At 68.4% G+C, this 24,559-nt stretch carries 24 protein-coding genes, 1 tRNA gene and 1 pseudogene; 10 read left to right on the forward strand and 16 right to left on the reverse strand.

The genetic code is table 11. The features are described 5' to 3' along the window. Nucleotides 1-73: 73 nt before the first annotated feature. Complete coding sequence (locus OUA97_RS12945) at nucleotides 74-331, reverse strand: DNA -binding domain-containing protein (protein ID WP_267232314.1); 258 nt, start codon at nucleotides 329-331, stop codon at nucleotides 74-76. 160 nt (nucleotides 332-491) lie between these two features. Next, complete coding sequence (locus OUA97_RS12950; protein ID WP_267232315.1) at nucleotides 492-815, reverse strand: DUF736 domain-containing protein; 324 nt, start codon at nucleotides 813-815, stop codon at nucleotides 492-494. Between the two features lie 504 nt (nucleotides 816-1,319). On the opposite strand from OUA97_RS12950, the gene OUA97_RS12955 reads away from it, so the two are divergent. After that, nucleotides 1,320-2,069 (forward strand): AraC family transcriptional regulator, encoded by a 750-nt coding sequence (locus tag OUA97_RS12955; protein ID WP_267232316.1) that lies wholly within the window; start codon nucleotides 1,320-1,322, stop codon nucleotides 2,067-2,069. On the opposite strand, the gene OUA97_RS12960 is transcribed toward OUA97_RS12955, so the two are convergent. Continuing rightward, nucleotides 2,049-2,657 (reverse strand): hypothetical protein, encoded by a 609-nt coding sequence (locus OUA97_RS12960; protein ID WP_267232317.1) that lies wholly within the window; start codon nucleotides 2,655-2,657, stop codon nucleotides 2,049-2,051. The genes OUA97_RS12955 and OUA97_RS12960 overlap by 21 nt on opposite strands. A 131-nt stretch (nucleotides 2,658-2,788) precedes the next feature. Between OUA97_RS12960 and OUA97_RS12965 the strand changes: the two genes are divergently transcribed. Further along, the gene (locus OUA97_RS12965; RefSeq protein WP_267232318.1) at nucleotides 2,789-3,067 is read left to right on the forward strand and encodes a hypothetical protein; all 279 of its coding nucleotides are present in this window, start codon (nucleotides 2,789-2,791) and stop codon (nucleotides 3,065-3,067) included. 57 nt (nucleotides 3,068-3,124) lie between these two features. Here the strand turns inward: OUA97_RS12965 and OUA97_RS12970 are convergent, their stop codons facing one another. The 4 genes from OUA97_RS12970 to OUA97_RS12985 all read right to left on the reverse strand — a co-directional run bounded on the left by OUA97_RS12970 (nucleotide 3,125) and on the right by OUA97_RS12985 (nucleotide 8,613). Beyond that, nucleotides 3,125-4,057, reverse strand: coding sequence for a DUF2493 domain-containing protein (locus OUA97_RS12970; RefSeq protein WP_267232319.1), 933 nt, complete (start codon nucleotides 4,055-4,057; stop codon nucleotides 3,125-3,127). 319 nt (nucleotides 4,058-4,376) lie between these two features. Further along, nucleotides 4,377-5,429: a toprim domain-containing protein gene (locus tag OUA97_RS12975; protein ID WP_267232320.1), complete on the reverse strand. Its 1,053-nt coding sequence runs from the start codon at nucleotides 5,427-5,429 to the stop codon at nucleotides 4,377-4,379. Nucleotides 5,430-5,501: 72 nt separating this feature from the next. Next, nucleotides 5,502-7,556, reverse strand: a complete 2,055-nt coding sequence (locus OUA97_RS12980; protein ID WP_267232321.1) for a ParB/RepB/Spo0J family partition protein — start codon at nucleotides 7,554-7,556, stop codon at nucleotides 5,502-5,504. Between the two features lie 127 nt (nucleotides 7,557-7,683). After that, nucleotides 7,684-8,613, reverse strand: a complete 930-nt coding sequence (locus OUA97_RS12985; RefSeq protein ID WP_267232322.1) for an ArdC family protein — start codon at nucleotides 8,611-8,613, stop codon at nucleotides 7,684-7,686. Nucleotides 8,614-8,978: 365 nt separating this feature from the next. Between OUA97_RS12985 and OUA97_RS12990 the strand changes: the two genes are divergently transcribed. The 4 genes and pseudogenes from OUA97_RS12990 to OUA97_RS23450 all read left to right on the forward strand — a co-directional run. Next, nucleotides 8,979-9,956, forward strand: a complete 978-nt coding sequence (locus OUA97_RS12990; protein WP_267232323.1) for an AAA family ATPase — start codon at nucleotides 8,979-8,981, stop codon at nucleotides 9,954-9,956. Further along, nucleotides 9,886-12,408, forward strand: coding sequence for a S8 family peptidase (locus OUA97_RS12995; protein WP_267232324.1), 2,523 nt, complete (start codon nucleotides 9,886-9,888; stop codon nucleotides 12,406-12,408). Before OUA97_RS12990 ends, OUA97_RS12995 begins: the two co-directional genes overlap by 71 nt. 124 nt (nucleotides 12,409-12,532) lie before the next feature. Then, nucleotides 12,533-12,748: a hypothetical protein gene (locus OUA97_RS13000; RefSeq protein WP_267232325.1), complete on the forward strand. Its 216-nt coding sequence runs from the start codon at nucleotides 12,533-12,535 to the stop codon at nucleotides 12,746-12,748. An 18-nt stretch (nucleotides 12,749-12,766) separates the two neighbouring features. Then, nucleotides 12,767-13,840 (forward strand): annotated as a pseudogene (locus tag OUA97_RS23450) (recombinase family protein); the annotation flags it as partial. A gap of 114 nt (nucleotides 13,841-13,954) precedes the next feature. Here OUA97_RS23450 and OUA97_RS13010 read toward each other — a convergent pair. Further along, nucleotides 13,955-14,308: a hypothetical protein gene (locus OUA97_RS13010; protein WP_267232327.1), complete on the reverse strand. Its 354-nt coding sequence runs from the start codon at nucleotides 14,306-14,308 to the stop codon at nucleotides 13,955-13,957. Nucleotides 14,309-14,353: 45 nt separating this feature from the next. Continuing rightward, nucleotides 14,354-14,430, reverse strand: a tRNA-Arg gene (locus tag OUA97_RS13015). A gap of 60 nt (nucleotides 14,431-14,490) precedes the next feature. Here OUA97_RS13015 and dctA point away from each other — a divergent pair. From dctA to OUA97_RS13035, 4 genes are all read left to right on the forward strand, one after another. Beyond that, complete coding sequence (gene dctA, locus OUA97_RS13020; protein WP_267232328.1) at nucleotides 14,491-15,798, forward strand: C4-dicarboxylate transporter DctA; 1,308 nt, start codon at nucleotides 14,491-14,493, stop codon at nucleotides 15,796-15,798. Between the two features lie 100 nt (nucleotides 15,799-15,898). Then, nucleotides 15,899-17,044: a sensor histidine kinase gene (locus tag OUA97_RS13025; RefSeq protein ID WP_267232329.1), complete on the forward strand. Its 1,146-nt coding sequence runs from the start codon at nucleotides 15,899-15,901 to the stop codon at nucleotides 17,042-17,044. Then, the gene (locus OUA97_RS13030; RefSeq protein ID WP_267232330.1) at nucleotides 17,041-17,397 is read left to right on the forward strand and encodes a response regulator; all 357 of its coding nucleotides are present in this window, start codon (nucleotides 17,041-17,043) and stop codon (nucleotides 17,395-17,397) included. Before OUA97_RS13025 ends, OUA97_RS13030 begins: the two co-directional genes overlap by 4 nt. A gap of 51 nt (nucleotides 17,398-17,448) precedes the next feature. Further along, nucleotides 17,449-18,285 carry a CAP domain-containing protein gene (locus tag OUA97_RS13035; protein WP_267232331.1) on the forward strand — a complete coding sequence of 279 codons (837 nt, stop codon included), beginning with the start codon at nucleotides 17,449-17,451 and terminating at the stop codon, nucleotides 18,283-18,285. Here the strand turns inward: OUA97_RS13035 and OUA97_RS13040 are convergent. The 7 genes from OUA97_RS13040 to OUA97_RS13070 all read right to left on the reverse strand — a co-directional run bounded on the left by OUA97_RS13040 (nucleotide 18,282) and on the right by OUA97_RS13070 (nucleotide 24,469). Further along, nucleotides 18,282-19,121 (reverse strand): alpha/beta hydrolase, encoded by an 840-nt coding sequence (locus OUA97_RS13040; RefSeq protein WP_267232332.1) that lies wholly within the window; start codon nucleotides 19,119-19,121, stop codon nucleotides 18,282-18,284. The two genes, OUA97_RS13035 and OUA97_RS13040, sit on opposite strands and share 4 nt — an antisense overlap. Before the next feature lie 69 nt (nucleotides 19,122-19,190). Continuing rightward, complete coding sequence (locus OUA97_RS13045; protein ID WP_267232333.1) at nucleotides 19,191-19,700, reverse strand: CarD family transcriptional regulator; 510 nt, start codon at nucleotides 19,698-19,700, stop codon at nucleotides 19,191-19,193. A gap of 273 nt (nucleotides 19,701-19,973) precedes the next feature. Then, a complete protein-coding gene (fdxA, locus tag OUA97_RS13050) occupies nucleotides 19,974-20,315 on the reverse strand; it encodes a ferredoxin FdxA (RefSeq protein ID WP_267232334.1) in 342 nt (113 codons plus the stop codon). Between the two features lie 84 nt (nucleotides 20,316-20,399). Next, a complete protein-coding gene (locus OUA97_RS13055; RefSeq protein ID WP_267232335.1) occupies nucleotides 20,400-22,790 on the reverse strand; it encodes a penicillin acylase family protein in 2,391 nt (796 codons plus the stop codon). Nucleotides 22,791-22,832: 42 nt separating this feature from the next. Next, nucleotides 22,833-23,321, reverse strand: a complete 489-nt coding sequence (locus OUA97_RS13060; protein WP_267232336.1) for a DUF805 domain-containing protein — start codon at nucleotides 23,319-23,321, stop codon at nucleotides 22,833-22,835. Nucleotides 23,322-23,392: 71 nt separating this feature from the next. Further along, nucleotides 23,393-24,166 (reverse strand): pseudouridine synthase, encoded by a 774-nt coding sequence (locus OUA97_RS13065; RefSeq protein ID WP_267232337.1) that lies wholly within the window; start codon nucleotides 24,164-24,166, stop codon nucleotides 23,393-23,395. A 21-nt stretch (nucleotides 24,167-24,187) separates the two neighbouring features. After that, entirely contained in the window at nucleotides 24,188-24,469 is a 282-nt protein-coding gene (locus OUA97_RS13070) for an RNA-binding S4 domain-containing protein (protein WP_267232338.1), read from the reverse strand. Nucleotides 24,470-24,559 lie beyond the last annotated feature (90 nt).

Here is a 24,559-nt window from a genome sequence, read left to right on the forward strand (position 1 = left end):
ACCATGGCGGCCGGTGGGAAGTCGGTGAGGGGACGCCGGGCGATGCCGCTGTGGCATCGCCCGGCCCGGCGGCTCAGCCCTGACGCAGCAGGTCGCGGTAGCCGTGCTCGGTGATCCAACGGGCGCGCTCAAGATGGCGATCGTGAACCTGCCGCGCCCGTTCTGGATCGGCGGCGACATCGAGGCCGAAGATCGCCTCGGCCGCCTCGCGCCAGTCAGCGCCGTCGGCGGCCGCGTCCAGCAGCCTAAGATAGGTCTTCAGATGGGCGCGGTCGTAGTCTGTGAGCGTCGCCCCTGTCGGCGGCGTGTCGAGGAAATCGCGACCGGTCATGCTGGCCTCCCGCGCGGCGTGGTTCACCATAACGCCCTTTGAAGACGTTAGGATCGACGTGGGCCGGCATCGGGGGGATGCGCTGGCGGCATCGCCACGATGATCGTTCCGTCCGGCCCGGTTGGCCCCGCTCGGGAAGGAGCGGGGCCGGTCGCGGGTTCTAATCGGCGCTGGGTTTGCGCGGGCGCGACCAGATCAGGGTGTGGGTCTCGCCGCCCTCGTCATCGAAGAGGTTGGCGAAGATGGGCGCGGTGAAGCTCGGGTCGTCCAGCTTGACCGAGAGGTAGTCGCGCCCCTCGCTGGAGGTCTTGGTCCAGGCCGCGCCGATCTCAGCCCGGTGGACATAGATGCGGTGGCTGGGGGCGTTGTCGCCGGACCGGTTGGCTTCGGGGACGAAGCGGACGCCTTTGGCCTGGACGCTCAGGGTGACGATCTCGCCCTGATACTCCTCGCCGGATTTCTTGAAGGTGCCGATGGTGGCCATTGCCGTGCTCCTTGTTTGGGTCTCGGGTCGCGTCCATCGCGACCTCGATGGCGATCCCAAGGCCGCAGGCGATCGGCCCCGCACCGGGCGAAGCACGGCCGCAGCGCAGCGTAGGACCACGACCGGGCGTGTTTCTTGGTCCGCGAGGAATGGGCGTAGCCCAGGGGAAGAAACCGCCCGGGCGGGTTGCGGAGAGACGATCGAGGCGAAGTCGTCCTTCGGCCAGATCAGGCCAGGAGAGGGCGCCTGTGTCGCGGCTGACGGCGCAAACCAGAAGCGCGCGAGACGCGCTGGCTCAACCAGGAAGTCCGCCGAAGTCTGGGGCGACGGCTCGATCCCGTTGGTGTGGAGGATGTCGGGGGCGGTCGCCCGCGTATGCGTATTCCCTTCAGGATGACTCGGAAAGGCGCCCATGCCGCGCAACGATTCGCCGCTGGATCCGCGATGGCTCTTGCCGATCTCGAGGGCGGGGGGCGCCAATTGCTCCGTCGCTTGGAGCGGACGATGACCAAGATCCGATCTGCCTGGATCGGCGAGCTGCGTCTCGGCGACAGCTGGGCGCTCTATGTCGGGCCGGTCGCCGACCAGACGCCGCACGCCCACGTCGCGCTGCAGCTGGCCGTGGGTCTGGACGGTCCTGTGACGGTGGCCTTGGCCGGAGACCGCGTCATCTGCGCCGAGGCCGTAGCGATCGGCCCGATGGTCCAGCACCGCGTGCCGCCGGGTGGCGGGCCGATGCTCTTGCTCTATGCGGACCCACGCGGGGCGCTGGGACGAGTGCTGTGGTCGCTGGCCGGGGATACGGCCGCCTTCGTTCCCGGGATGGCGGGTCTGGTCCGGCGCCGCATCGCCGCGGGCGCCGCGGGCGAGCAGTTGGTCGCCGAACTGGTGTCTGCGATTGGGCCAGGCGACCTGGGTCTAGACGCGCGGCTGGGCGCGCTCGTCCAACCGCGCGACGATATCGAGGCTGGTGTCGAGGCGGGGATCGGCGGTCTGGCCAGCCGCGCGGGCCTCTCAAACTCGGGGTTCCGGGACCTCGCCCGCCGCGGCCTCGGCGTTCCACCCGCGCGGTATGCGCTCTGGCGCAAACTTGAGCTCGCCTTGCGCGCGGCGGCGTCGGGCGAGAGCCCGGCCGCGGCGGCGGGCCTGGGCGGTTTCGCCGACCAGGCCCACATGGCCAGGACCCTACGGCGGATGTTCGGCGTCACCCTCTCGGAACTCGGGCCGCTGCGCTCAATGCCGCGCGCCCGCTGAATGACGGGCGGGCATCTGATCGGCCGGGCTGAAGATCGTGCGCCCCTCGGTGTAGAGCAGGAACTGCGCGCCCAGGATCAGGATGATCAGGGGGAACGCTACCGGGCGGGGCCCGGCGTCTGGACCATCGAGGGGCGAGATCAACAGCGCCAGCGCGGCCGCCAGCAGGGTGGCGGCGATCACCCGATGCTGGGTCATCAGCAGCAACATCGGGGCGTCGGCGTCATGCTGCGCATGGAAGGCAAAGAGGCCCGCGGCGATGAGTACGGCCAGGATGAGCGGCATGCGCCAGGCGAGGGTCATCAGCCCCTTTCGGACGCGAACGACCTCGACCGCCGCGCCCAGGATCAGAATGAGCCCAAGCACCAGGTGCTGGGCGCTTTCGGCGCCGTAGCCGCCGGGCTTGGCCGCGCCGTGGACGAGAGGGTCGAGAGCCATCTCCAGGCCGAAGAGGACGAGCGCCAGCGGAACGACGAAGTCGAGCCATCGACTGGTCAGCTTCCCGTGCGCGCGCCAAATCTGCAGGCTGGCCACCGCGATCAACGCGGCGCCGAAGATCCAATGCACATGTTCCGATGTCAGTCCCATGTCTCACCCCTCGCGTCTGGGAGAGCAGGATGGCGAGGGGAAACCTTCGGGTCTTGAACGTATCGCCAGCCTTGCATCGGCCGCGCCGGCGCCCAGATAGCGGCGAAGGTTGTTGGAGGAGGAGGAGCTGCGTGAAGACAGTATTCGTCTTGCCGACCGAAACCGGTTGGGTCGTTCGATCCGATGAGATCGAGAACGAGATGGCGTTCAAGGCTGGCGGTCGCGCAGAGGTCGCGGGCCGGCGGCTGGCGCAGGCGTTGGCCGCTCGCGGCGAACCCGTGGAAATGCGGATCCATCTGAAGAGTGGAGAGCTGGCGGGGCGCTACCTGTGCCCGGCCAACGACCTGGCGTCATCAGCGGCGGTGATGGAGTCCGACATCAGCCTCGGCGATCGGCCCCGGCCGGCGTGAACGATCGGGCCGGCTCGACGCTGGCGCGGTGATCGGAGCGCGGCTGTCCTGCGGCGCTCACGCACCGCCGAACCGCCAGACCGGGATGCCCATCATCTTGGCCTTGTCGGCCAGGTTGGCGTTGATGCCGGTGCCCGGGAAGGCCAGGACCCCGATCGGCAGGACGTCGAGCATCTTGTCGTTGCGCTTGAAGGGCGCGGCCTTGGCGTGCCGGGTCCAGTCGGGTTTGAAGGCGATGTGCGTGATCTTGCGGGCCTCGGCCCAGCAGGCGGCGATGCGTTCGGCCCCAGTGGGCGTGCCGCCATGCAGCAGCACCATGTCGGGATGCCTGGCCAAGACCTTGTCGAGCGCGTCCCAGATGCGGCTGTGGTCGTTGCAGGCCGCGCCGCCGGTGAAGGCGATCTTCGGTCCAGGCGGCAGGAGCGTCAGAGTTTCGGCCCGATGCTTGGCGGCGAGATAGTCGCGGCTGTCGATCATCGCCGCGGTCAGGGTTGCGCGGGTCGCCTTCGATCCGGCGCGAGGCGTCCAGGCCAGGCCGAGGTGGAGCTGGTAGTGCTCGGCGGCCCGATCGCGAAACGTCTCCAGGCCGTTGCGGCGCCCGGTCAGGGACAGGCCCTGGGCGAGCAGGTGTTCCAACTCGACCGAGCGGATCTCGGAGCCGTCCTGTCGTCGCTGGCTGCGTTTCTGGGCGTCCTCGTTGTCGTCGAGACGGCGCTGCGCGCGCTCAGCGGCGCGGTGGAAGAGATTGACGCCCGCCCAGAGCAGGTCCTGCAGGTCGGGCTCGAGGCAGGTGTCGGTCAGGGTCGCGACCAGGGCGTCGAAGATATCGGCGACGGCGCCCGCCATGGCGCCCTCCTCGGGCGAGGGCCTTGGATCGGCCTCGTCTTCGAAGGTGCGATGGCCGTAGAGCCGCAGGTCGTCGATCAGGTTCGCCGTCGAAGAGGCGGCATGCTCGGGTTCGACGTCGTCGAAGATGGGGTTGGTCGCCATGGTGCTGGCCTCCGTCGGATCGGCCGCGCCCATCGCGGCCTTCGTGGCGATCCCCTGGAGGCGGGCGGACGGGCTCCGCACCGGCAGGCCGCAGCGTCAGCGGAGGACGGCGGGCGGCGGCTATTTTGTCTGGCGATGCAAAGCCGAGCCTGCTCGGCGGCGGAAAATAGGCGCCGCCCGCCGTTGCGGGGCCGGGCCGACCGCCGACCGATCGCCCTCCAGAAGGCCGTGGGCGCGGGATGCTTCCGAGGGGCCGCCCATGGCGGTCGACGCTGCTGTGATCGACGGGCCGAGCGCGGCAGCGCCCTCCGACGCGCCGCTATTGCGACTGGCTCCAGAGGCGGCCGATGTCCTCGCGAACGAGTTGGACCCGGAGCACGGCGGCCAGGAGGTTGGGGCCGAGATGACGCAGGTCGTCGTTGAAGTCGGCTTGGCGGGGCGAGAGGATCGCCGTCTCGATCCCAGCGCGGGCCGCTCGGTCGGCCAGGGTCGCCGCAGCCGTGTGGCCCGCCCGGTCGTCGTCGCGGGCGATGTAGAGACGCCGCAGCGTCTCGGGCAGGTGCAGCGCGGCGAGATGGGCTGAAGAGAGGGCCGCCACAGCGGGCAGGGCCGGCAGGGCGCAGCGGAGCGACAACATGGTCTCGAGCCCTTCGCCGGCCGCCATCACCGCCTGGACCCGGCCCAGGCGGACGCCGTGGCCAAGCAGACGCCCCATGGCCCGGCGCGGTGAGGCGACCGGCGCCTTGTCTGCGGTCGCCGGGTCGAGCCAGGTGCGATGCGCGCCGACCTGCCGCCCCGTCAGGTCGGTCACCGCGGCGATCATGGCCGGCCATGCGCCTCTGACACCGGCGGCATCGTCGTGGCTCGGCCGATAGAAGCAACGGGGATGGAAACGCAGCGCTTCGCAGGCCGTCAGCGCGTCGATGCCGCGTTTGCGCAGATAGGTCTCCGCGAGCGTGCCCCGGATCGGCGTCGAGATGGCGAAGAGCCGCTCAGCGGCCAGCGACGATCGAGTGGACCACCCAGGCGAACGGCATCGGGCCGGCTCGGTGGTTGAGATGGATGGCGGTAGGGCCAGGAAACGGCGAGCCTCGTCGAGCGTGTCGCTGAGGCGGTGGAAGCCCCGGTTCTGGGCGATGAGATCGAGCAGATCGCCGTGGTCGCCGGTGGCGGCGTCGGTCCATTTCCCCACGGCGCCGCGTCCCGCGCCGGCGTCTGCAAGGCGGACATAGAGACTGCGGCCCGGCGTATTACGGACATCGCCGGCCAGCCAGTAGCGACCTTCGCGGCGGCCCTTGGAAAGGTAGTGACGGCAGACCGCCTCGGCTTGGACTGCGAGGCGCTGCGCCAGATCGGATGCGGTGGTCCGCATGGCGTGGGCTCCCATGGGAAAGGGACCCGCCGATGGCGACGGGTCCCTCCCAGGTCGATCAGGGGGCTCGACCTACTCGGCGGCGAAGGCGCGGGGGTCCGCCTGCCGATCGCCAGCATCCCGCTCAGGCGACGGGGCGTCGATGGCCTGTTCGCCGTCGATTTCCGCCGGGGGCGCGATAGCCGCATTGCCGAGCCCCACGGTCCGCAGCGGCTCCGGAATCCAGCCCGAGCCGGCGAGCATCTGCTCGGCCTCGCGCGCCATATCGCCTTTCTTCAGATGGTCGATCCGCCGGGCGGCGGCTTCGCCCCGGGCTTCTTGGACGGCGAGCACGATCTGGGCCTTGGTCACCCGGCCCAGGAAGTTGTCGACGGTGGGGATCCAGCCCACGGCCGCCATGTCCAGGCCGACCACCGTGGCCAGCCGGTCGGCCTGGGCGAGCGCCTTGGGCCGTCGGTTCCACGCCTCGTGGACGGCGTTGAGGGTCTGGCCGATGCAGTGGGCGAACAGAGCCTGGCGGCTGTCGTGGTCGAAGGCCGTCAACGCCTCCCAGAGCCCGGCCGGCTCGCCAGGCAGCTGATCGGCCCAGGCCTGGTGACGCGCCTCGACCGCCGTGGCGGAGGGGGTGTCGGCCAGGCCCGGCGCCTGCTGACCGAAGACCACGCACTTGGCCTCGATCTCGAGGCAGGAGTCCAAGCCATGGCGGTAAAAGAGCTTCAGACAGAGGACGTGCAGCATCGCCAGGAAGGCGGTGTCGGGATCGCTCCCCAGCGCGTCACGCAGCGCCAGGGTCCGGTGGGCGGTGAGCTCTGTCATCAACCGGTCGGGGAGCGGACGAAGACCTTCGTCGGCTTCCTGCGGTTCGCCATCCTCGGCTCCCGCCTCGCCGTCGGGCTCGCTCTCCGGCGTACCCGACACGGCGTCGGGTTCGTCGGCGTCCGCTCCCTTGAGCGCCGGTTCGTCCTCAGGGCGGACATAGCCGCGCTCGACGCGCAGCGACCCGGTCGGATCGAGACTGACGAAGGCGCCGGCGCGGGCGACCTCGTCCGGCGCGTAGACGATCGGACGGTCCTGGAACGCCTCCAGCGCGGTCTCGATCTCGCTTAGCCGCTGATCGACCTCATCGGGCAGGTCCTCGACCTGCGCATAGGTCTCCTCCAGCTGCTCGTACTCGGCCTTCAAGGCCGCATGCGTCGTGACCTCCGCGTCGGTCAGTTCGGCTCCATCTCCCGACAACCGCCGTTGGCCGAAGGTGTGGCCATAGGGAAAGTCGGTCGCGACCTCGACCCACTTCCAGCCCTCGGTGCGGATGGCGCTGGCCTCCCGCTCCAGCTTTTCCACGACCAGGCGATCGAGCAGGCCCGGGTCCTGCAACCAGCCGCCGTCGTCGTGTTGAAAGAGGTCGCGCATGACGGCGCCGCCGGCGGCCTCGTACTCCGGCCCGGCGAACTGGGCGCGCTTGTCCGACGCCCGGACCGCGCCCTCGGTGAGGAAGCGGCGGATCTGGTAGGCCTCCTTGTTGTAGGAGCGCTGGACCGCTTCCCAGACCTGCTCCTGGCGTTCGTGGTCGGAGCTGACCGTGAAGGCCATGAGTTGGTCGAGGGTCATGCCGTCGTCGGCATAGACCTCAAGCAGCACTGGCGAGACCGAGGCCAGCCGCAGGCGCTGGCGGACCACCTGGACGCCGACGAAGAAGGCCGCGGCGATCTCTTCCTCGCCCTGGCCCTTCTCGCGCAGGGCGAGGAAGGCGCGGAACTGGTCGAGCGGGTGCAGCGGCGCGCGCTGGACGTTCTCGGCGAGGCTGTCCTCCTCGGCGATACCTTCCGTGCGCACGACGCAGGGGACCGGCGCCGTGCGGGCCAGGCGCTTCTGTTTCACCAGGAGTTCCAGCGCCCGGTAGCGGCGACCGCCTGCCGGGATCTCGAACATGCCGGTCTCGGCGCCATCGGCGTCCAGCACGGGCCGCACGGTGATGCTCTGCAGCAGGGTGCGGCGGGCGATGTCTTCGGCCAGTTCCTCGATCGAGACGCCGGCCTTGATGCGCCGGACGTTCGACTGGCTGAGCACCAGCTGGTTGAAGGGGATGTCCCGTGAGGCGCTGAGGACGATCTTCTGGGCCTTGGTCATGGCGGATCTCCATGGCGGGCCGGCCGGGAAACCTCTCTCGACCTACAAGCCCGTCACGAAGCCCCCGCCCGCCTCTTGCTCTCCGGCTGATCCGCCGCTCCGAGCGCGGGACACGGAGCGGCGGGGGTCACGCGCCCTCCACTCCGGCCGGTGCGCCCGGCCGGAAGGCCAGGAGATAGTCCGCCGCCTTCGACGCGGCGCTGGCGGCGCGGACCACGGCGCGATTGTCGGCCCGCAACACCTCCAGCCAGGCGCCGACGTAGTCGGCGTGCCGCACCGTGGGGATAATACCGAGCGAGGCGCAGACGAAGGCGCTGGTCATCTCGGCGACCAGCTCCTCCTTGGCGTAGAGCGCCGAGCCCATGGCCCCTGACTGATCCCGGGCCAGCCGCGATGAATGACCCGTCCAGTGACCGAGTTCATGCAGGGCGGTCCTATGCCAGTTGATCGGCTCGAAGTAGACGTCAGGCCGAGGAACCTGCACGAAGTCGTGGGTGGGGCTGTAGAACGCCTGATCGCCGCCGATCCGAAAGTCGGCTCTGGTCGCGGCGATCAGCGTCTCGGCCTGGGGTGCGATCAGACCTTCGGGGATGGGGGGCGGCGCCGGGGCGATATCCTCCGGCAGACCTTCGCACTGGTCGGTGTTGAACACCGTGAAGCGCTTCAGGAAGAGGATCATGCCCGGCTCATCGCCCTGCGCCTGGGCGCGGCGGCGTTCGGAATCCGGTGTGAAGCGGTCGGCGAAGACGACGCTCACGCCGTGCGCGCCCTTGCGGACATTGCCGCCCAGGCTGAGCGCCTGGCGGAAGGTGAGCCAGCCCTGGCTGCTGAAACCATGGTCGATGACCGCGCCCCAGAGGATCAGCACATTGATCCCGGAATAGCCGCGGCGCGTGGCGGCGTTTCTCGGCATGGCCAGCGGCGCCTTGGCCGCCCCCCACGGCTGGACCCAGGGCAGACGCCCGGCCTCCAGTTCGGCGATGATCTTGTCGGTGACGTCCTGATAGAGGCTCGTCCGGCCCTGGCCGGAACGGGCGCGAGCAGCGTGGCGTGACATCGCGGATCTCCGCGACGGGCGCCGCGAGCCTCTCTCGCGACCTCAACCCGTCACGGCCGACCCGGCCGAGCTCTTACTCTTCGGTTTGCACTCTGAATGGGTGCGATGCCCCTCTCGCCGTCGGAACGACGTCCGGCCGCCCGAGGTTTCGCATTTGTCTATGTTCTAGTTTTGTTCTATTTGTTGATCGTCGGAATTGCGCGAGTGAGTCCCGCCTGCAACAGGTCGATGCTGCTCGCGGCACCAAAGCCGCCATGTTAACCTGATTTGAAGGTCCTGCTTCGATGCAAGGGTAGGATGTGGATATGGCCAGAAGCGACCTACTTGTTTCCTTAGTCCGCGCCGGTGCAGCCGGGGATCGATCGATGCTCGCATCGACCGTGGAAGCCATCGTGGCCGAGGAGAAATCCAAGAGCCACCACGTCCTTGCTGACCGCCTTGAACGCGCTCTTCAAACGGTCCCGGTCACTACCTCTAATGAAATGCGACGCCCCCAGACTGGAGGGCGCGATTTCGTCATCGAGTCGGAGCCGCAGGTTCGTCTCGACGACCTCATTCTTCCTTTGCCGGCGGATCGCGTAGCGCGTCAGCTCATCGAGGAACAATCCCGGTCTGATCTGCTGCGCGCCCAGGGCATGCAACCCCGGCACCGCGTCCTGCTGTGCGGGCCACCGGGGAACGGCAAGACCTCAATCGCTGAAGCTATCGCCGAAGCCGTCGCTCTTCCGCTGTTGACCGTCCGCTATGACGCGCTCGTCGGAGCCTATCTGGGCGAGACCAATGCGCGGTTGGCGAAGCTTTTTGAGTACGCCCGCGCCACGCCGTGCGTCCTATTCTTCGATGAGTTCGACGCAGTCGGGAAGGAGCGTGGCGATGTCCACGAAACCGGCGAGATCAAACGCGTTGTCTCATTCCTGCTGATGCAACTCGATCAGTTGCCAAGCTATGTGATCGCCGTCGCAGCGACGAACCATGCTGAGCTTCTTGATCGGGCCGTCTGGCGTCGCTTCCAGTTGCGGATCGACATGCCCGCGCCGGACGCGGCTAGGCGCGCCGTCTTGGTGTCACGCTATTTCGAGACTTGGCGCGACGATCCCGGCATCGCCCCCGAGCGTCTGGCGGACAAACTTGGACCTGTCAGTTTCGCCGAAGTGTCCGAATTCTGCCAAAACGTGCGCCGGCGCCATATTCTCTCCCAAGGTGGTGAGTCGCTGAAACGCGTCGTCGCTGAAGAACTCAATCTTTGGGCGTCTCGCGTGACGCCGTGGGCAAATGGCGAAACCCCCGCAATTTCCACTTCTGCGCCTAGATCCGCCAAAGGCCGGCGGTCGTCAGAAGCGTAAACCTGCATTCCCGCCTCCGCGTCAATTCGGTGCGGCGGAACAACTTGGTCGCCGTCCAGGACAAGAACTCCAACGCCTTGCGCAGACCTTTGCGGCTGGCCGTGATCCGCTTGAACTTCGCTCGGACGCCGCCGGTCTCGCTCCCGAACGCCTGCTTGTTTTCGAACTGACGACCGACGTACAAAACTTCGCCCGCGCCGCGCAACTCGTGCCAGGGCTGGAGTTCATCGGCGCGGAAGATCTTGAAGGCGACGACGCCGACCAAAGTCCGTCACTCTACCTGATGATCCCGGACGTGGCGGCGTTGCGCCAGATGGTGGGTCTGTGGACCCGCTTCCAGGCGGGGCAGGCCCTGCCGGAGGGACTCACACCCTGGCGCAATCTGTTTGCTCAGCTGAGGGACCTCCGCCCCTGGGGGCCGCAGGATCGCGTCACACCGGAAGACTTCGAGATTCTCGCCCAGGAGCGAGCTGACAGCAGAGGCATGATCCGCCTTGAGATAGAGCTCGTATTCCGCGCCGCCGGCGCGGGCGTTGAACGTGATGCGCTCGGCGCTCTGCTGGAGAGTGGCGGCGAGCTCATTTCCAGAACCCGGATCGAAGGCGCAAAGTACCACGCCCTGCTCGCCGACATTCCCCAGGCGGAACTCGGTCGAGTCCTTGCCCGAGGACACGAGGGCCTAGTGGCTGCAGAGTCTGTCATGCACATCCGGCCTCAAAGCGCCGTGCATGTCACCGCCTACGAAAGCCAAGAGGGGCCGGCGCCCGCTATGCCGCCGCTGCCCCAAGGCGATCCCATCGCCGCCGTTTTCGACGCCGTGCCGCTCGCGGGCCACCCGCGTCTCACTGGTCGCCTCTCGGTCGATGATCCGTTCGACCTCGAACCGCTCGCTGTGGGGCGACGAATACATGGAACTGCCATGGCCTCGGCGGTGCTGCACGGCGACCTCGCGGCCCCTGCGATGCCGCCGCTCGAGCGTCGTGTGTTCTTCGTCAATGTGATGTTCGCGCCCCAGGACCTGGACCAGGACGAGCGTTTCCCCGACCGCTTACCAGCCGACCTCTTCGAAGAGGCTGTGCTTCGCCTGAAGGCGGGCGAGGATCCCGCAGCTCCGAGCGTCATCGTGATCAACGCCTCACTCGGCGACCGAAACAAGCCCTTCACAGGTCGTATGTCCGGCTGGGCTCGGGTTGTCGATCATCTGTCGCACACCTACGGACTGCTTTTCATCATCAGCGCCGGCAATCATCTAGACGACCTCGTCACGGCCGATATGAACACCATCGCCTTTGAAGCGCTCGATGCTGCGCAGAAGGCCCGCACGACGCTGCGCGCAAGCGCCGCGGCCATTGCGCACCGCCGCATCCTTGCGCCGTCGGAATCGATTAATGCTCTGACGGTTGGCGCTCTGCATAGCGACAGCTTTCCGCAAGGCGTGTTGCCAGCATCCACCTTCGACGTCTGGCTCGACACCGGGCTATGCACGATCTCCAGCGGTCTTGGCCCAGGAATGGGCAATGCCGTGAAGCCTGATGTGCTCGCTCCGGGGGGGCGTCACCATGTGAGGCTAATGCCGGCCGGCGCGGGACACGCGCTTCGTCCCATTGGGAAAAACTCCTCGCTGCTAGGCGGCATTGTTGTCGCCGCGCCGCCGGCGCCAACAGACGCTAATCCTGATCGGACCAATCGCACCGTTGGGACCAGCGTAGCCGCCGCGATCATGACCGGCGTCGCCGCGCGCGCGCATGAAGCTCTCGAGGCGTCCTATGACGACTTCGTGGGGCTTCCCGGCCCCCAACGGGCCGCGCTGCTGAAGGCCCTTCTTGTCCATTGCGCTCGCTGGACACCAGCACGCGACTTGATCGTCGAGATTCTTGGCCCGGCGGACAACAAGCTGCATGTTCGGCAGAAGGACAATGTGCGGCGCTATCTTGGGTACGGCGCCGTCGAGGCGGGCATGGTCTTGGACTGTGCGAACGATCGCGCAACTCTTTGGGCGGTCGGCCAACTGACCAAGGAACAATCCCATACCTTCGCTGTTCCCCTGCCCGCGATCATGTCCGGGAAGGCCCAGCTCCATGAGATTTCGGCGACCGTCGCCTGGTTCGCGCCGCCGCGAGTGGGCGCCGGCAACTACCGGGGCGTTCGGCTCAAGCTCGTCGAACCCAACGAGCCAGCGGTGAGCTTCGCCGTCAAAGCCGCTGGCCACCAGCCGGATAGCAACCAAGCTCACCGAGGCACCGTCATCCATCGCCGCTGGACTGGCGAGAAGGCGGCCGCTCTCGGTGCGGATGCAAGCTTCGACCTTATGGTTCAGCGCCAGCTAGACGAAATCGATGACCCTATCCCCTATGCGGTCGTGACGACGGTCACGATGCCAGGCATTGCGGAGGTCTATACGCAAGTCCGCGATCGGATCGCCGTGAAGCCGAAGGTGCAGGTACCGGTCTAGGTAGTCAGCACAGACGCGTTGTGCGCATCCGCACGGCCCTGTCGTTCTTCCCGGTGGTACGCCACAGCGCCCTTCAGGCCGAATCCGAGCTTGAGGCGGGCTGCGGGAACGCCAAGTTGAACGCATGGCCCAATCTAGCCCGTTCAACGCACTACCGACCGATCTCTATGACTATCTCATCGAGCCGTCACGCCGACCGGGGCGGCCGTCGATGCATGACCTCTCGACCTGGGCCGTCACCGACGATTGGCCGCAACACGTTCCGGTGAATCGCGCAGAGGTCGAGGTGTTCGAGGCCTGGTTTGGCGACATACTCGGCGAACTTTTCGGCCCGCCCTGATCCTGCCCGAGGCTTGCGATGACCACGCCCCTGCGCGCCGCGCTGTATCTGCGCGTCTCCACAACCCGCCAGGCTGAGCAGGATGTTTCCATCCCTGACCAGCGTCGGCAGGGAGAGGCCTACTGCCAGGCGCGCGGGTATGAGCTGGTCGAGATCTACGTTGAGGCGGGCGCCTCTGCGACCAACGACCGGCGCCCTGAGTTTCAGCGCATGATGGAGGCTGGGACAGGCAAGCCGTCCTCGTTCGATGTGGTGGTGGTTCACTCCTTCAGCCGGTTCTTCCGCGATCACTTCGAACTCGAGTTCTACGTCCGCCGGCTGGCCAAGAACGGCGTCAAGTTGGTCTCCATGACCCAGGAGCTGGGGGACGATCCGATGCACGTCATGATGCGGCAGATCATGGCGCTATTCGACGAGTACCAGTCGAAAGAGAACGGCAAGCACACGCTCAGGGCTCTGAAGGAAAATGCCCGCCAGGGGTTCTGGAACGGTTCCTATCCGCCGATCGGCTATCGGTCGGTCGCGGCCGAAACGCGCGGAACAAAGGTCAAGAAGAAGCTGGAGATCGATCCGCTGCACGCCGACACCGTCCGGCGGATTTTCAGTCTTGCACTGGAGGGGGATGGGACCACCGGCCCGATGGGCGTCAAGGCGATCGCCAGCTACCTGAACGGTCGATGCATCCTCACGCCCAACGGTGGGCGCTGGGGGACGGGCCAGGTCCATCGGCTGCTGACCCGATCCGCCTATGTGGGCCGTCACGAGTTTAATCGGCGTGGCAAGACCAAGACGCTCAAGCCGGATGACCAGGTCATCCCCGTCGCCGTTCCCCCGCTGATCGACCAGGAGATCTTCGACGCTGTGCAGGCGCATCTGAGGTCCCGCAACCCGACGGTCACGCCACCGCGCGTCGTCAGCGGTCCGACTCTGCTGACCGGCATTTGCTTCTGCGCCGACTGCGGCGGGGCGATGACCATCCGCACCGGCAAGAGCGGGCGCTATCGCTACTACACCTGTTCCATCAAAGCCCGGCAGGGCGAGACGGGGTGCAGCGGGCGCACCATCCCCATGTCCAAGCTCGATGACCTGGTCGTCCAGTATCTCGAAGCCAGGCTGTTGGACCCGGACCGTCTCGGGGAACTGCTCGCGACCATTCTCGACCATCGCAAGGAGCGCTCCCAGCGGCGCCGCGAACACGTCGGTGAGCTACGTCGCAGGGCGACCGAGGCCGATGCTCGCCTCCGGCGGCTCTACGACGCCATCGAGAACGGCGTCGCCGCCCTGGATGACCCGGCGCTGAAGGGACGGATTGCCGAACTGAGGGCGATCCGTGAGCAGGCCCAGTCCGACGCCGAACGGGCGGAGGCGACGCAGGACGCCACGATCACTCCGGCCAAACTGCAGGCCTTCGCCGCCGCAGCCCGGCGGCGCCTGCGCGGTCCCGACGGCGGCTATCGCCGGGATCATCTGCGCGCGCTGGCCCAGCGGGTCGAAGTTGCCGACGGCGAGGTTCGGATCATGGGGTCGAAAGCCAACCTGCTGCGGACGCTCGCCAAGCATGGCGAGCCATCGGCGGCCGGCGGCGTGCCCAGTTTTGGACTGGACTGGCGGCCCGGGAGGGACTCGAACCCCCGACCTTCGCTTTAGGAAAGCGCTGCTCTATCCTGCTGAGCTACCGGGCCGACCGGTGGGGGTGATAGCGCAAGGCTGTTCCGGTGGGAATGGCTGCGATAGAGGGGCGTATGGGGTTCTTGAAAGTGTTTCGCCTGCTCTATGTGCAGGTTCTCGTGGCGATCGCGCTCGGCATCGCGGTCGGCGCGATCTGGCCTGAGTTCGGCGTCTCGCTGAAACCCCTCGGCGACGGCTTCATCAAACTGATCAAGATGGCCGTGGCGCCGGTGATCTTCTGCACCATCGTCGCCGGCATCGCCCGGATGAGCGACATCAAGGCGTTCGGGCGGCTGGGCGCCAAGACCCTGATCTATTTCGAGGTCGTCTCGACCCTGGCGCTGGCGATCGGCCTGATCGTCGGCAACCTGGTCAAGCCGGGGCGGGGCTTCAACATCGATCCGGCCACCCTCGATCCCAGCATCGCCGCCGGCTATGTCGAGAAGGCCGAGCACGGCGACAGCCTGCCCGACTACATCCTCAGCCTGATCCCCGACGCCTTCTTCGGCGCCTTCGCCGAGGGCGCGCTGCTGCAGGTGCTGGTCATCGCGATCATCACCGGCTTCGCCTGCTCGCGGCTGGGGGCGTTCGGCGACAAGGTCGCCGGCGTGCTGGAGGACATCTCCAAGGTGTTCTTCTCGATCATCCAGGTGATCGTGAAGCTGGCCCCGATCGGCGCCTTCGGCGCCATGGGCTTCACCATCGGCAAGTACGGCCTGGCCGCGCTGCTCAAGCTCGGCGCGCTGGTGGCGACCTTCTACGCCACCTCGCTGCTGTTCGTGCTGGTGGTGCTGGGCCTGATCGCGCTGGCGGCCGGCTTCTCGATCTTCAAGTTCCTTCGCTACATCCGCGAGGAGCTGCTGATCGTGCTGGGCACCTCGTCGTCGGAATCGGTGCTGCCGCAGATGATGGACAAGCTGCAGCGGCTGGGCGCGGGCAAGACGACGACCGGCCTGGTCATCCCGACCGGCTATTCGTTCAACCTCGACGGCACCAACATCTACATGACCCTGGCCACCCTGTTCCTGGCCCAGGCGACCAACATCGACCTGACCCTGACCCAGGAGCTGACGCTGCTGGGGGTGGCGATGCTGACGTCGAAGGGGGCCAGCGGCGTGACCGGCGCGGGCTTCATCACGCTCGCGGCCACCCTCGCGGTGGCGCCGCAGATCCCTATCGCCTCGCTGGCCATCCTGGTCGGGGTCGACCGCTTTATGAGCGAGTGCCGGGCGCTGACCAACCTGGTCGGCAATGGCGTGGCGACCCTGGTCATCGCCCGCTGGGAGGGCGACCTCGACCGCGAGACCCTGGCCCGCGAGCTGGACCGCGGTCCCAACCACGCGACGCCCCTGGCGACACCGGCTCACGCCGACGCCGACTGACGCGGCGAATTTAGGGCAATATCAACCCGAGATTGACTTGCTGCGCCGATGGGGCAGGATTCAATCCAAGGCTAGTCGTTATGCGTCGGGAGAGCACGCCATGTTGGAGGCGGACGCTCAGAGGGAGATGTCGGAGAGCGATCCGAAGGATCCGGTCTTCGCCCTCGTCGAGGTGATCGAGGCCCTGTCCGGCGCGCGCAGCATCGAGCAGATCGCCGAGATCGTCCGGACCCGTGCGCGCGGGCTGTCGGGCGCCGACGGCGTCACCTTCGTGCTGCGCGAGGGCGAGGAGTGCGTCTATCTCGACGAGGACGCGATCGCCCCGCTCTGGAAGGGCCTGCGCTTTCCAATGAGCGCCTGCATCTCCGGCTGGGCGATGCTGAACGGCCGCACGGCGGTGATCCCCGACATCTATGCCGACCCGCGGATCCCGCACGACGCCTATCGTCCGACCTTCGTGCGCAGCCTGGTGATGACGCCGGTGCGCCCGGCCGAGGCCATCGCGGCCATCGGCGCCTATTGGAGCCAGCCGCGCGAGCCGACCGCTGACGAGGTGACGCTGCTGCAGGTCATAGCCCGCGCCACGGCCACGGCCCTGGCCAATGTCCAGGCCTACGCCTCGCTGCACGAGACCCTCGAGCGGCGCGATCTGCTGGCCCGCGAGCTGGACCATCGCTGCAAGAACACCCTGGCCGCGGTGCGGTCGATCGCCGACCAGACCTTGCGGCGCTCGGCCTCGCCGGCGCACTTCGTCGAGGCCTTCAACGGCAGGCTCGGGGCGCTGTCGCGGGCGCACGAGCTGCTGACCCGCGGCGACTGGGGACCGGCGCGCCTGGCCGACGTGGTCGGTCAGGCGCTGACGCCGTTCTGCGGTGTCGGCGGCCTACGGCTGGCGGTGTCGGGGCCGCAGGTGGGACTGGCCCCGGAAACCGCGGTCGCGATGCATATGACTGTGCACGAGCTGGCGGTGAACGCCACCAAATACGGCGCGCTCAGCGTCGAGGGCGGACGGCTCGACGTGAACTGGGAGGTGGACCGGCGCGAGGCGCCGGGGGCGCTGGAGTTCCGCTGGATCGAGCGCGGCGGGCCGAAGGTCGATGCGCCGGCCGCGCGGGGCTTCGGCTCGCGGCTGATCGAGCAGGGCATGGCCCAGGAACTGGGCGGCGAGGCGCAGATCCTATTCGATCCGGAAGGCGTGCAATTCCGCCTGCGCGCGCCGCTCTCGCCGCGGGTGGCGCTGGCATGAGCCCGCGCGTGGTGCTGGTCGAGGACGAGCCTCTGGTCTCGATGATGATGGAGGACCTGCTGACCGACCTCGGCTGCGAGGTGGCGGTGTTCGGCGCGCTGGCGCCCGCCCTGGCCTGGCTGTCGCGCCAGGACGAGGCGCCCGACGGAGCGGTGCTGGACGTGAACCTCGGCGGCGGCGAGACGGTGTTTCCCCTGGCCGAGGCCCTGCGCGCGCGAGGGGTGCCGTTCGTCTTCGCGACCGGCTATGGAATCCTGCCGAGCGACGGGTATCCGGACACTCCGCTGATCCGCAAGCCGGTCGATCAGGACCAGCTCTTGCCGGTGGTGCGGGCGTTCGCGGCCCTGGCCTGAGTATAGATGTAGCGTAGCAAGGGACCCCGAGCGGGCCCGACGGGAACCTGGATGCAGCACCGCGCCCCATCCCGTGTCGTCTCCGCCGCACCGTCGCGGAGGTTGCTGCTCGCCGGCCTGGGCGGGCTGCTGGCGACGCCGGTCGCCGCCCGCGCGATCCCGTCCGCCGCCGAACAGGTCTGGCTGGCCTATGAGGCGCGGCTGCGGGCCCGCGTCGCCGACGCCGGCGGCGGCGCGTTCCAGGCCGCCAGCGAGCGTGAGCTGCTGTCCCTGACCAATGCGGCCCGTTCGGCCGTCGGCGCGCCGGTCCTGACCTGGAACGGCGAGCTGGCCCGCGTCGCCCGCAGCCACGCCGCCGACCTCGCCGCCCGCGGCTATGTCGAGCACCTGTCGCCCGAGGGGTTCGACCCGAGCCACCGGGTCGGGCTGCTGGCGCGGCGGATGATCGGCTCGGCCAGCGAGAACATCGCCTATCGGCGCGCCGAGCAGGTCGCCGACGCCGGCGAGCTGATGGGCATCTGGCGACGGAGTTCCTCGCACTGGTCGAACCTGTTGCGTCCGCGCTACGCCCAGGCCGGGTTCGGCGTGGTCGTCCGCGGGCAGAAGACCTATGCGGTGGGGCTCTATGCCCGGCCGGATGGAGCGCTGGGCGCGCCGCTGCCGTTCAGGCTGGCGCAGGAGGGGGACCTCGTCAGCGCCGTGCGCGAGGCCTCGCCGGCGTTCGACGGCTTTGCACTCGCCGATCCCCTGAACCCCAGCGCCTGGGCGCGGGTCGACGGGGAGGACGGCGGGCCGCTGCCGCCCGGAATCTACCAGCTGCGGCCGCGCCGACGGGTGAGCCGGGTGCGCTACGAAGTCCTTTGGGGCCCGATCTTCGCCCGGGTCTAGCCGAGCAGTGCGATCAGCTCGCTACGGATGCGCGGCCAGGCCGCGGATGTCGGGTCGATGAGCTCGAAGTGTCCCGCGTCAGCGAAGTCGATCGCCTGGACGGTGTCGCCCGCGGCCTCGGCGACGGCGGCGTAGGCTGCGCCGAAGGCGCTGGGGACGATGTGGTCGAGGCTTCCGGAGATCACCGTCTGCGGGGCGCCCAGCGGCAGCAGGCGGGGCGGGGAGGTGTCGCCGTAGACGTCGGCGGCGTCCCGGCTCGCCAGGCCCACCAAGGCGTCGATGACGCCCGGCCCGCCGCACTCGTCGGGGCCGTGGTCGTGATAGGCGGCCAGGTCGATGATCCCGGCCAGCGGCGCGGCGCCGCGCGCCGGCAGGGGGGCTTCGACATGAAGCGGGCTGGCCCGGTTCAGCCGCGAGCGGCCCAGCGCCCAGACCGCCAGGTGCCCGCCGGCCGAGTGGCCGCTTAGGACCACGCGCGAAAGATCCAGGCTATGGGCCGGCGCTAGCAGGCGCAGGTGATCGATCGCCGCGCCGACGTCGAGGAAGGTGCCCGGATAGCCGCCGCCCTCGTGGCCGATGCGGCGGTACTCGATGTTCCAGACCGCCAGGCCGTTGCCGCGCAGGTCGGCGCAGGCATAGTCCATCAGCTCCAGCCCGGGCAGGTCGGCCCGCCAGCAGCCGCCGTGGATCATCACCATCACCTGGTGCGGGCCCTGGCCCGGCGGCAGCCACAGCTCGCCGAACTGCAGCGGATCATCGCCATAGGCGATGCGCAGGTCGGCGCTCGAGCGCGGGCGCGACAGCAGGTCCATGAAGGTGATCGGGGCGGTCGGCATGGGGGCCTCGGAATCGAAAACGCCCGACCTTTCGGCCGGGCGTCCCGAACTTGCAATGGGCTGGAGGCCTTACGCCGCCACCGCCTTCACCAGGCTCTTGTTGAGGATGGTGATGGCTTCCTCGCGGTCGATGCGCTCGATGGCGGCGACTTCGCGGGCCATGCGGTCGAGCGCCGATTCATAGAGCTGGCGCTCCGAATAGGACTGCTCGGGCTGGTTTTCGGCGCGGTGCAGGTCGCGGACCACTTCGGCGATCGAGATCAGGTCGCCGGAATTGATCTTGGCTTCGTATTCCTGGGCGCGGCGCGACCACATGGTGCGCTTCACGCGGGCGCGGCCCTTGAGGGTGGTGAGCGCCTGGCTGACGACGTTGCCCTCGGCCAGCGAGCGCAGGCCGGCGCCGCGCGCCTTGGCGGTCGGCACGCGGAGGGTCATCTTCTCGTGGTCGAAGGTGATGACGTAAACTTCGAGAGAATAGCCGGCGACTTCCTGGGTTTCGATCCCCTGTACCTGGCCCACGCCATGAGCCGGATAGACGACGTGATCGCCGACGGAGAATTCCAGACCGCTCTTGCTCATTCGCTCAAGTCCTTTCGACTCGTCCGCACCCGTTAAGAGGCGTTAACCTGTACCGACAAGGCCAAAGGACACCCGCCGCAAAAACTGCGCGGTGTCTTACCCCTGTAGGAACGGAATAGACCTCTAGGACACCCTTCGCCTTTGCGGCGTAACACTGGCCGGGGACGGCTCTTCTGCAGAAAAAGATGCGGCGCGCTTGATCGCAACCGTCACATCAGCGCGGAAGGTAGCATAAAAATCAGCCGAAAGAAAGGCTTGCCCCCTGGGCGGCCCTTAGGAACCGCGGCCCGGCTTCTCGCTGAAGTACTTCTCGAACTTGCCGGTCTCGCGTTCGAACTCCTCGCGGTCGGCGGGGGGCTCGCCCTTCACCGTGATGTTCGGCCAGACCTTGGCGTAGTCGGTGTTGATCTTCAGCCACTTGGAATCCGGGTCGTCCTCGGTGTCCGGCTTGATGGCGTCCACCGGGCATTCCGGTTCGCAGACGCCGCAGTCGATGCACTCGTCCGGATTGATGACCAGGAAGTTCTCGCCCTCGTAGAAGCAGTCGACCGGACACACCTCGACGCAGTCCATGAACTTACATTTGATGCAAGGATCCATGACGATGTAGGTCATCGCGAGGTACAACTCCGGCCGCTCTCATCGGGCGGCGGTTTTTCCGGCCCCGGGCGCCCAAAGTCAATGGCCGGGGCCCGCAACTTATCTGGAAGGGGTGTTAGCCCCGCCCGACGGCTTCAAGCTGATCACCGTCTCCGTCGCCGCCTCGACCGCCGCGCGCGAGTAGCTGAGCGGCACGTATTCTCCCTTCGCCCAGATCGGGAACAGGTCGCGGAAGTGCGGGCTGGCCGGGTCGCCGGACTGTCCGGGCGTGTTGATCGCCTTGCTGTTGTCCCAGGCTCCGACGTCCAACACCATGCGGAACGAGGCGCCGGCGACCACGCGATAGTCGTTCGGACGCCAGGTCGCGGCGAGCGGCGAGAGCGCCGTGCCGGCCATCGGCGCGGTTCCGCTGGACCAGGCCTCGCGCTCGGCGGCGGGGGCCTTGGGGCTCAGGGCGTGGTCGAACCGCGCCTGGTGCAGCTTGCCCCAGGCCCAGGCCTTGGGATCGGGGCCGAGCTGGCCGGCGATCTCGTCATAGGCGGCAAGCAGGCTCTCGCCGAGGATCGCGTCGCGGACCCCGGCCGGATCGGCGCCCAAGCTGGCGTCCGGCGCTTCGAGCAGCGCCATCACCGCGGCGATGTCGCCGTTGCCCATCGCCGCGCGGGCGGCCTGCGGCACGGCGCGGGCCACCGTCGCCTTGCCCAGGTGCTTGGTGATCCAGACCTCGTAGAGCGCCGCGCCGGCGCTGTCGGCGGCGGTCTTCTGGTCCCAGCTAGCCAGCAGGGCGATGGCGGCGGCAAGTTTGGCGTCGCCCGTCTTCACGCCGGCCAGCAGGGCGTTCATCCGCCGCGCGGTGACGTCGGTCGGGTCCGTCTGCAGGGCCATGGCGTCGGCCAGGGTCAGCTTGTCCTTGGCGGCCAGCACCTCCTCGATCCGCTGCATGCGCGCCGCGTTCGACCACTCGAACCCGACCTTGCGGTCGGCGTAGGGGTAGTCGGTCGGCAGGTTGAGTTGGTTGGCCGAGGCGAACCAGCCGGAGGCCGGGTTGTGGGTGCTGGGCAGCTCGTCGAGCTTCAGGAAGCCGGTCCACTCGTAGCGGCCGTCGCCTGGGATCGGGGTCAGGCCGTCCCAGTTCGGGCGTTTCGGAACCTTGCCGGCGGCGACCCAGCCGATGTCGCCCTTGGTGTCGGCGAAGACCTGGTTCTCGGACGGCGCGCCCCAATCCGACAGCGCGTCCTTGAAGCTGGGCCAGTCCTTGGCGGTCATGTAACCCATGGAGCCGAAGTAGGCGGAGGTTCCCGGCTCGGCCCAGACGCTGCGCACTGCGAAGGCGCGGGACTTGGCGGCGTCGGCGTAGACGACAGGCCCGTGGCGGGTGAAGTGCAGCTCGACCTTGCGCGGCGCCTGCCCCTTGACCTCGATGGTCTCGGAGACCGTGGTCATGTCGGCCCAGCCGTCGGCGTAGCGGTACTTGAGCGGCGCGTCGGCCTTCGTCTCGTAGACGTAGAGATCCTCCTGGTCGGCCGGGAAGATGGTCAGGCCGAAGGCGACCGTGCCGTTGTGGCCGATGGAGACGCCGGGCAGGGCCGGCTCGCCGGCTCCGATCACCGAGAAGCCGGGAGCCTCCATGTGCACGATGTAGCGCAGCGAAGGGGTGCTGTGCTCGCGGTGCGGGTCGTTGGCCAGGATCGGGCGGCCGCTGGCGGTGCGGGCGCCGGCGACGGTCCAGTTGTTCGAACCGATCGCCTCGGGCGGGATCTCCAGCATGGCGAGTTTGGCCTGCGATCCGGAGAAGCGCACGCCGCGGGTGGCCAGCTCATAGTCGCCCAGCACCGCCTCGGTGACGTCGCAGGGATCGAGACCGGCGGGGACCTTGGTCTCCCACTTCGGTTCGATGTGCTTGTAGAGCCGGGCGGCCTCGATGCCCGCGGCGCAGGCGATGCGGGCGCGGCCGACCTCGTTCGGGACGTTGCGGGTGAGGCCGTGGCTGCGGATGCGTACCACGTCGTCGGCGCTCCAGCGGTCGGGCTTGGTTCCCGCGACCTGGAACTCATTCGGCAGCGGCCGCTTGCCGGCGGCGATCTCGTCGATAAAGGCGTTGAGGCCGGCGACGAAGGCCTCGGTGTTGTCCTTGGCGCCTGCGCCATAGGCGTTCCACTCGCGGGTCATGTCGCCGCGATAGAGGAAGAGGCGGGTCGCGCGGTCCTGGGCGACGTAGTCGGGGCCGAAGTCCTTGGCCAGCAGGCCGAGGCCCCGCTTGCGCCAGAGGTCGACCTGCCAGAGGCGGTCGCGGGCGACGTTGTAGCCCTGCAGGAAGAAGGCGTCGCGGGTGTCGGCCGCATAGATGTGGGCGATGCCCCAACGGTCGATGCGGATCTCGGCCGGCTGGGCCAGCCCGGCGACGCTCAGCGTCTCCTGCTTGGGCGCGGCGTGGGCGGCGGTGGAGCTGAACAGGGCGGCGAGCAGGGCGGCGGACACAAGGCGTTGCATACGGCTACGCTAGGCTGCGCGCTCGCCTGGGGCAATTGCGGCCTACCGGGGCAGGACGATGCTTTTCAGGTCGGAGGCAGGGGGCGGCCCGAAGCGGTTGTCTCCGGTGTCCCCGCGGCGGAGGCCCATCCAGACATAGACGGCCAGAAGGCCGGCGATGGCGACGACCGTAGCAATGGAAGACCAGCTTTCCGCCCTGGCGAACTGTTCCGCCTCGGGCAGTTGGCCCCGCAGTCCGAGCTCGAACGCGGCGATCGGCACGAGCAGCGGCACGATGAACAGCGCGGCCACCCACCACCCGCTGCGGCCGTAGTCATGCAGACGACGAATCTGTACGGCTGCAAAGACGACCGCCAAGCCGGAATTCGACGGTTCGCCTGGTAAGAAACTCATGATCAGGCCCAGAGCGCACACGACGCCGAACCATATCCAGTACTCTTTGCGGCCGGCGCGGCCCTTCAGATAGCGAATGGGGTTGAACCCCCGGCGCTCCGCCGTTCCGACCGCCGTGTTCGCCTGCTCGTCGCTCATCGCCTGATCCATTGCGCTTGGCGGCGACTATGGCGGCGTAAGCTTGGCTTTGAAAGCAGCTCCCTTTCGGGTCACCCCTTTGAGGCGGTGATCAGCGCCTGGCGTTCCTCGACGGTGAGCGGCCGCCACTTGCCTTCGGGCAGGTCGCCCAGCTTCAGCGGCCCGACGCGCACGCGCATGAGGTCGACGACGCGCAGTTCGACCAGCTCGGCCATGCGGCGGATCTGGCGGTTGCGGCCCTCCTTGAGCACGATGTTCAGCTTCTGCTCGGTCAGCTGGGTGACCTTGGCCGGGCGCAGCTTGCGGCCGTCTAGCTCCAGGCCATGGCGCAGCAGGGCGATCTTCTGCGGCGTGATCACCCCGGTGAGGAGCACGTTGTACTCCTTGTCCATCTCGCTCTCGGGCCCGATCAGGGCCTTGGCCAGCACGCCGTCCTCGGACAGCACCAGCAGGCCGCGCGACTCCCGGTCCAGGCGGCCGAGCGGGGCCAGATTGTTGGCGGCGGTCGGAATGGTGGCCGGGGCGTCCCCCCACAGCGCCTGACGAGTCAGCAGGGTGACGGCCTCGACCTGGTCGTCCTGCGGCAGCGACGAGACGATGCCGATCGGCTTGTGCAGCACAATCGACAGGCTGGAGCTCAGCTGTTCCTGGGCGCTGTCGTTCAGCACCAGGGTCTGGCCTTGCAGGATCTTGCGGCCGGCGTCGTCCACGCGCTCGCCGTCGATGAACACCAGGCCCTGGGCGATCAGGCCCTCGGCTTCGCGGCGCGAGCAGACGCCGCTCTGCGCCAGCCACTTGTTGACGCGTTGGGGTTCAGGGTCGTCGTAGCGCCGGGTCCAAGCCATGGCCCCTCTCTAGGGCGGCCGTCAGTCGGCGTCCATCGGGGCGTAGAGCGTGCGGGCCTCCTCGGCCGGGCCGCGGCGTTCGCCCAGGGCGGCGACCTCGACGGCGATCAGCCGCCCGCCGAGGGCGAAGACCAGCCGATCGCCGATCTTCACCGGCCGGGCGCACTTGTCGATGCGGGTCTGCGTCCCGCCGCGGGTCAGGCGCACCTTGCCGTCGTCCAGGAATTTGGCGGCCAGCGAGCGCGTCTTGAAGAACCGGGCGCGCCACAGCCACACGTCCGCCCGGCAGGCGTCGTCGCTCACGAGCCCTGGCCCCGCGCGGCCTTCGGCTTGCGCCGTCGGCGGGGACGGCGGGCGGGCGGCGGCGCTTCCTTCAGCGCGGCCAGGGCGGCG

Origin of the sequence: Phenylobacterium sp. 58.2.17, assembly GCF_026411515.1 — a bacterium.
GTDB lineage: Bacteria > Pseudomonadota > Alphaproteobacteria > Caulobacterales > Caulobacteraceae > Phenylobacterium.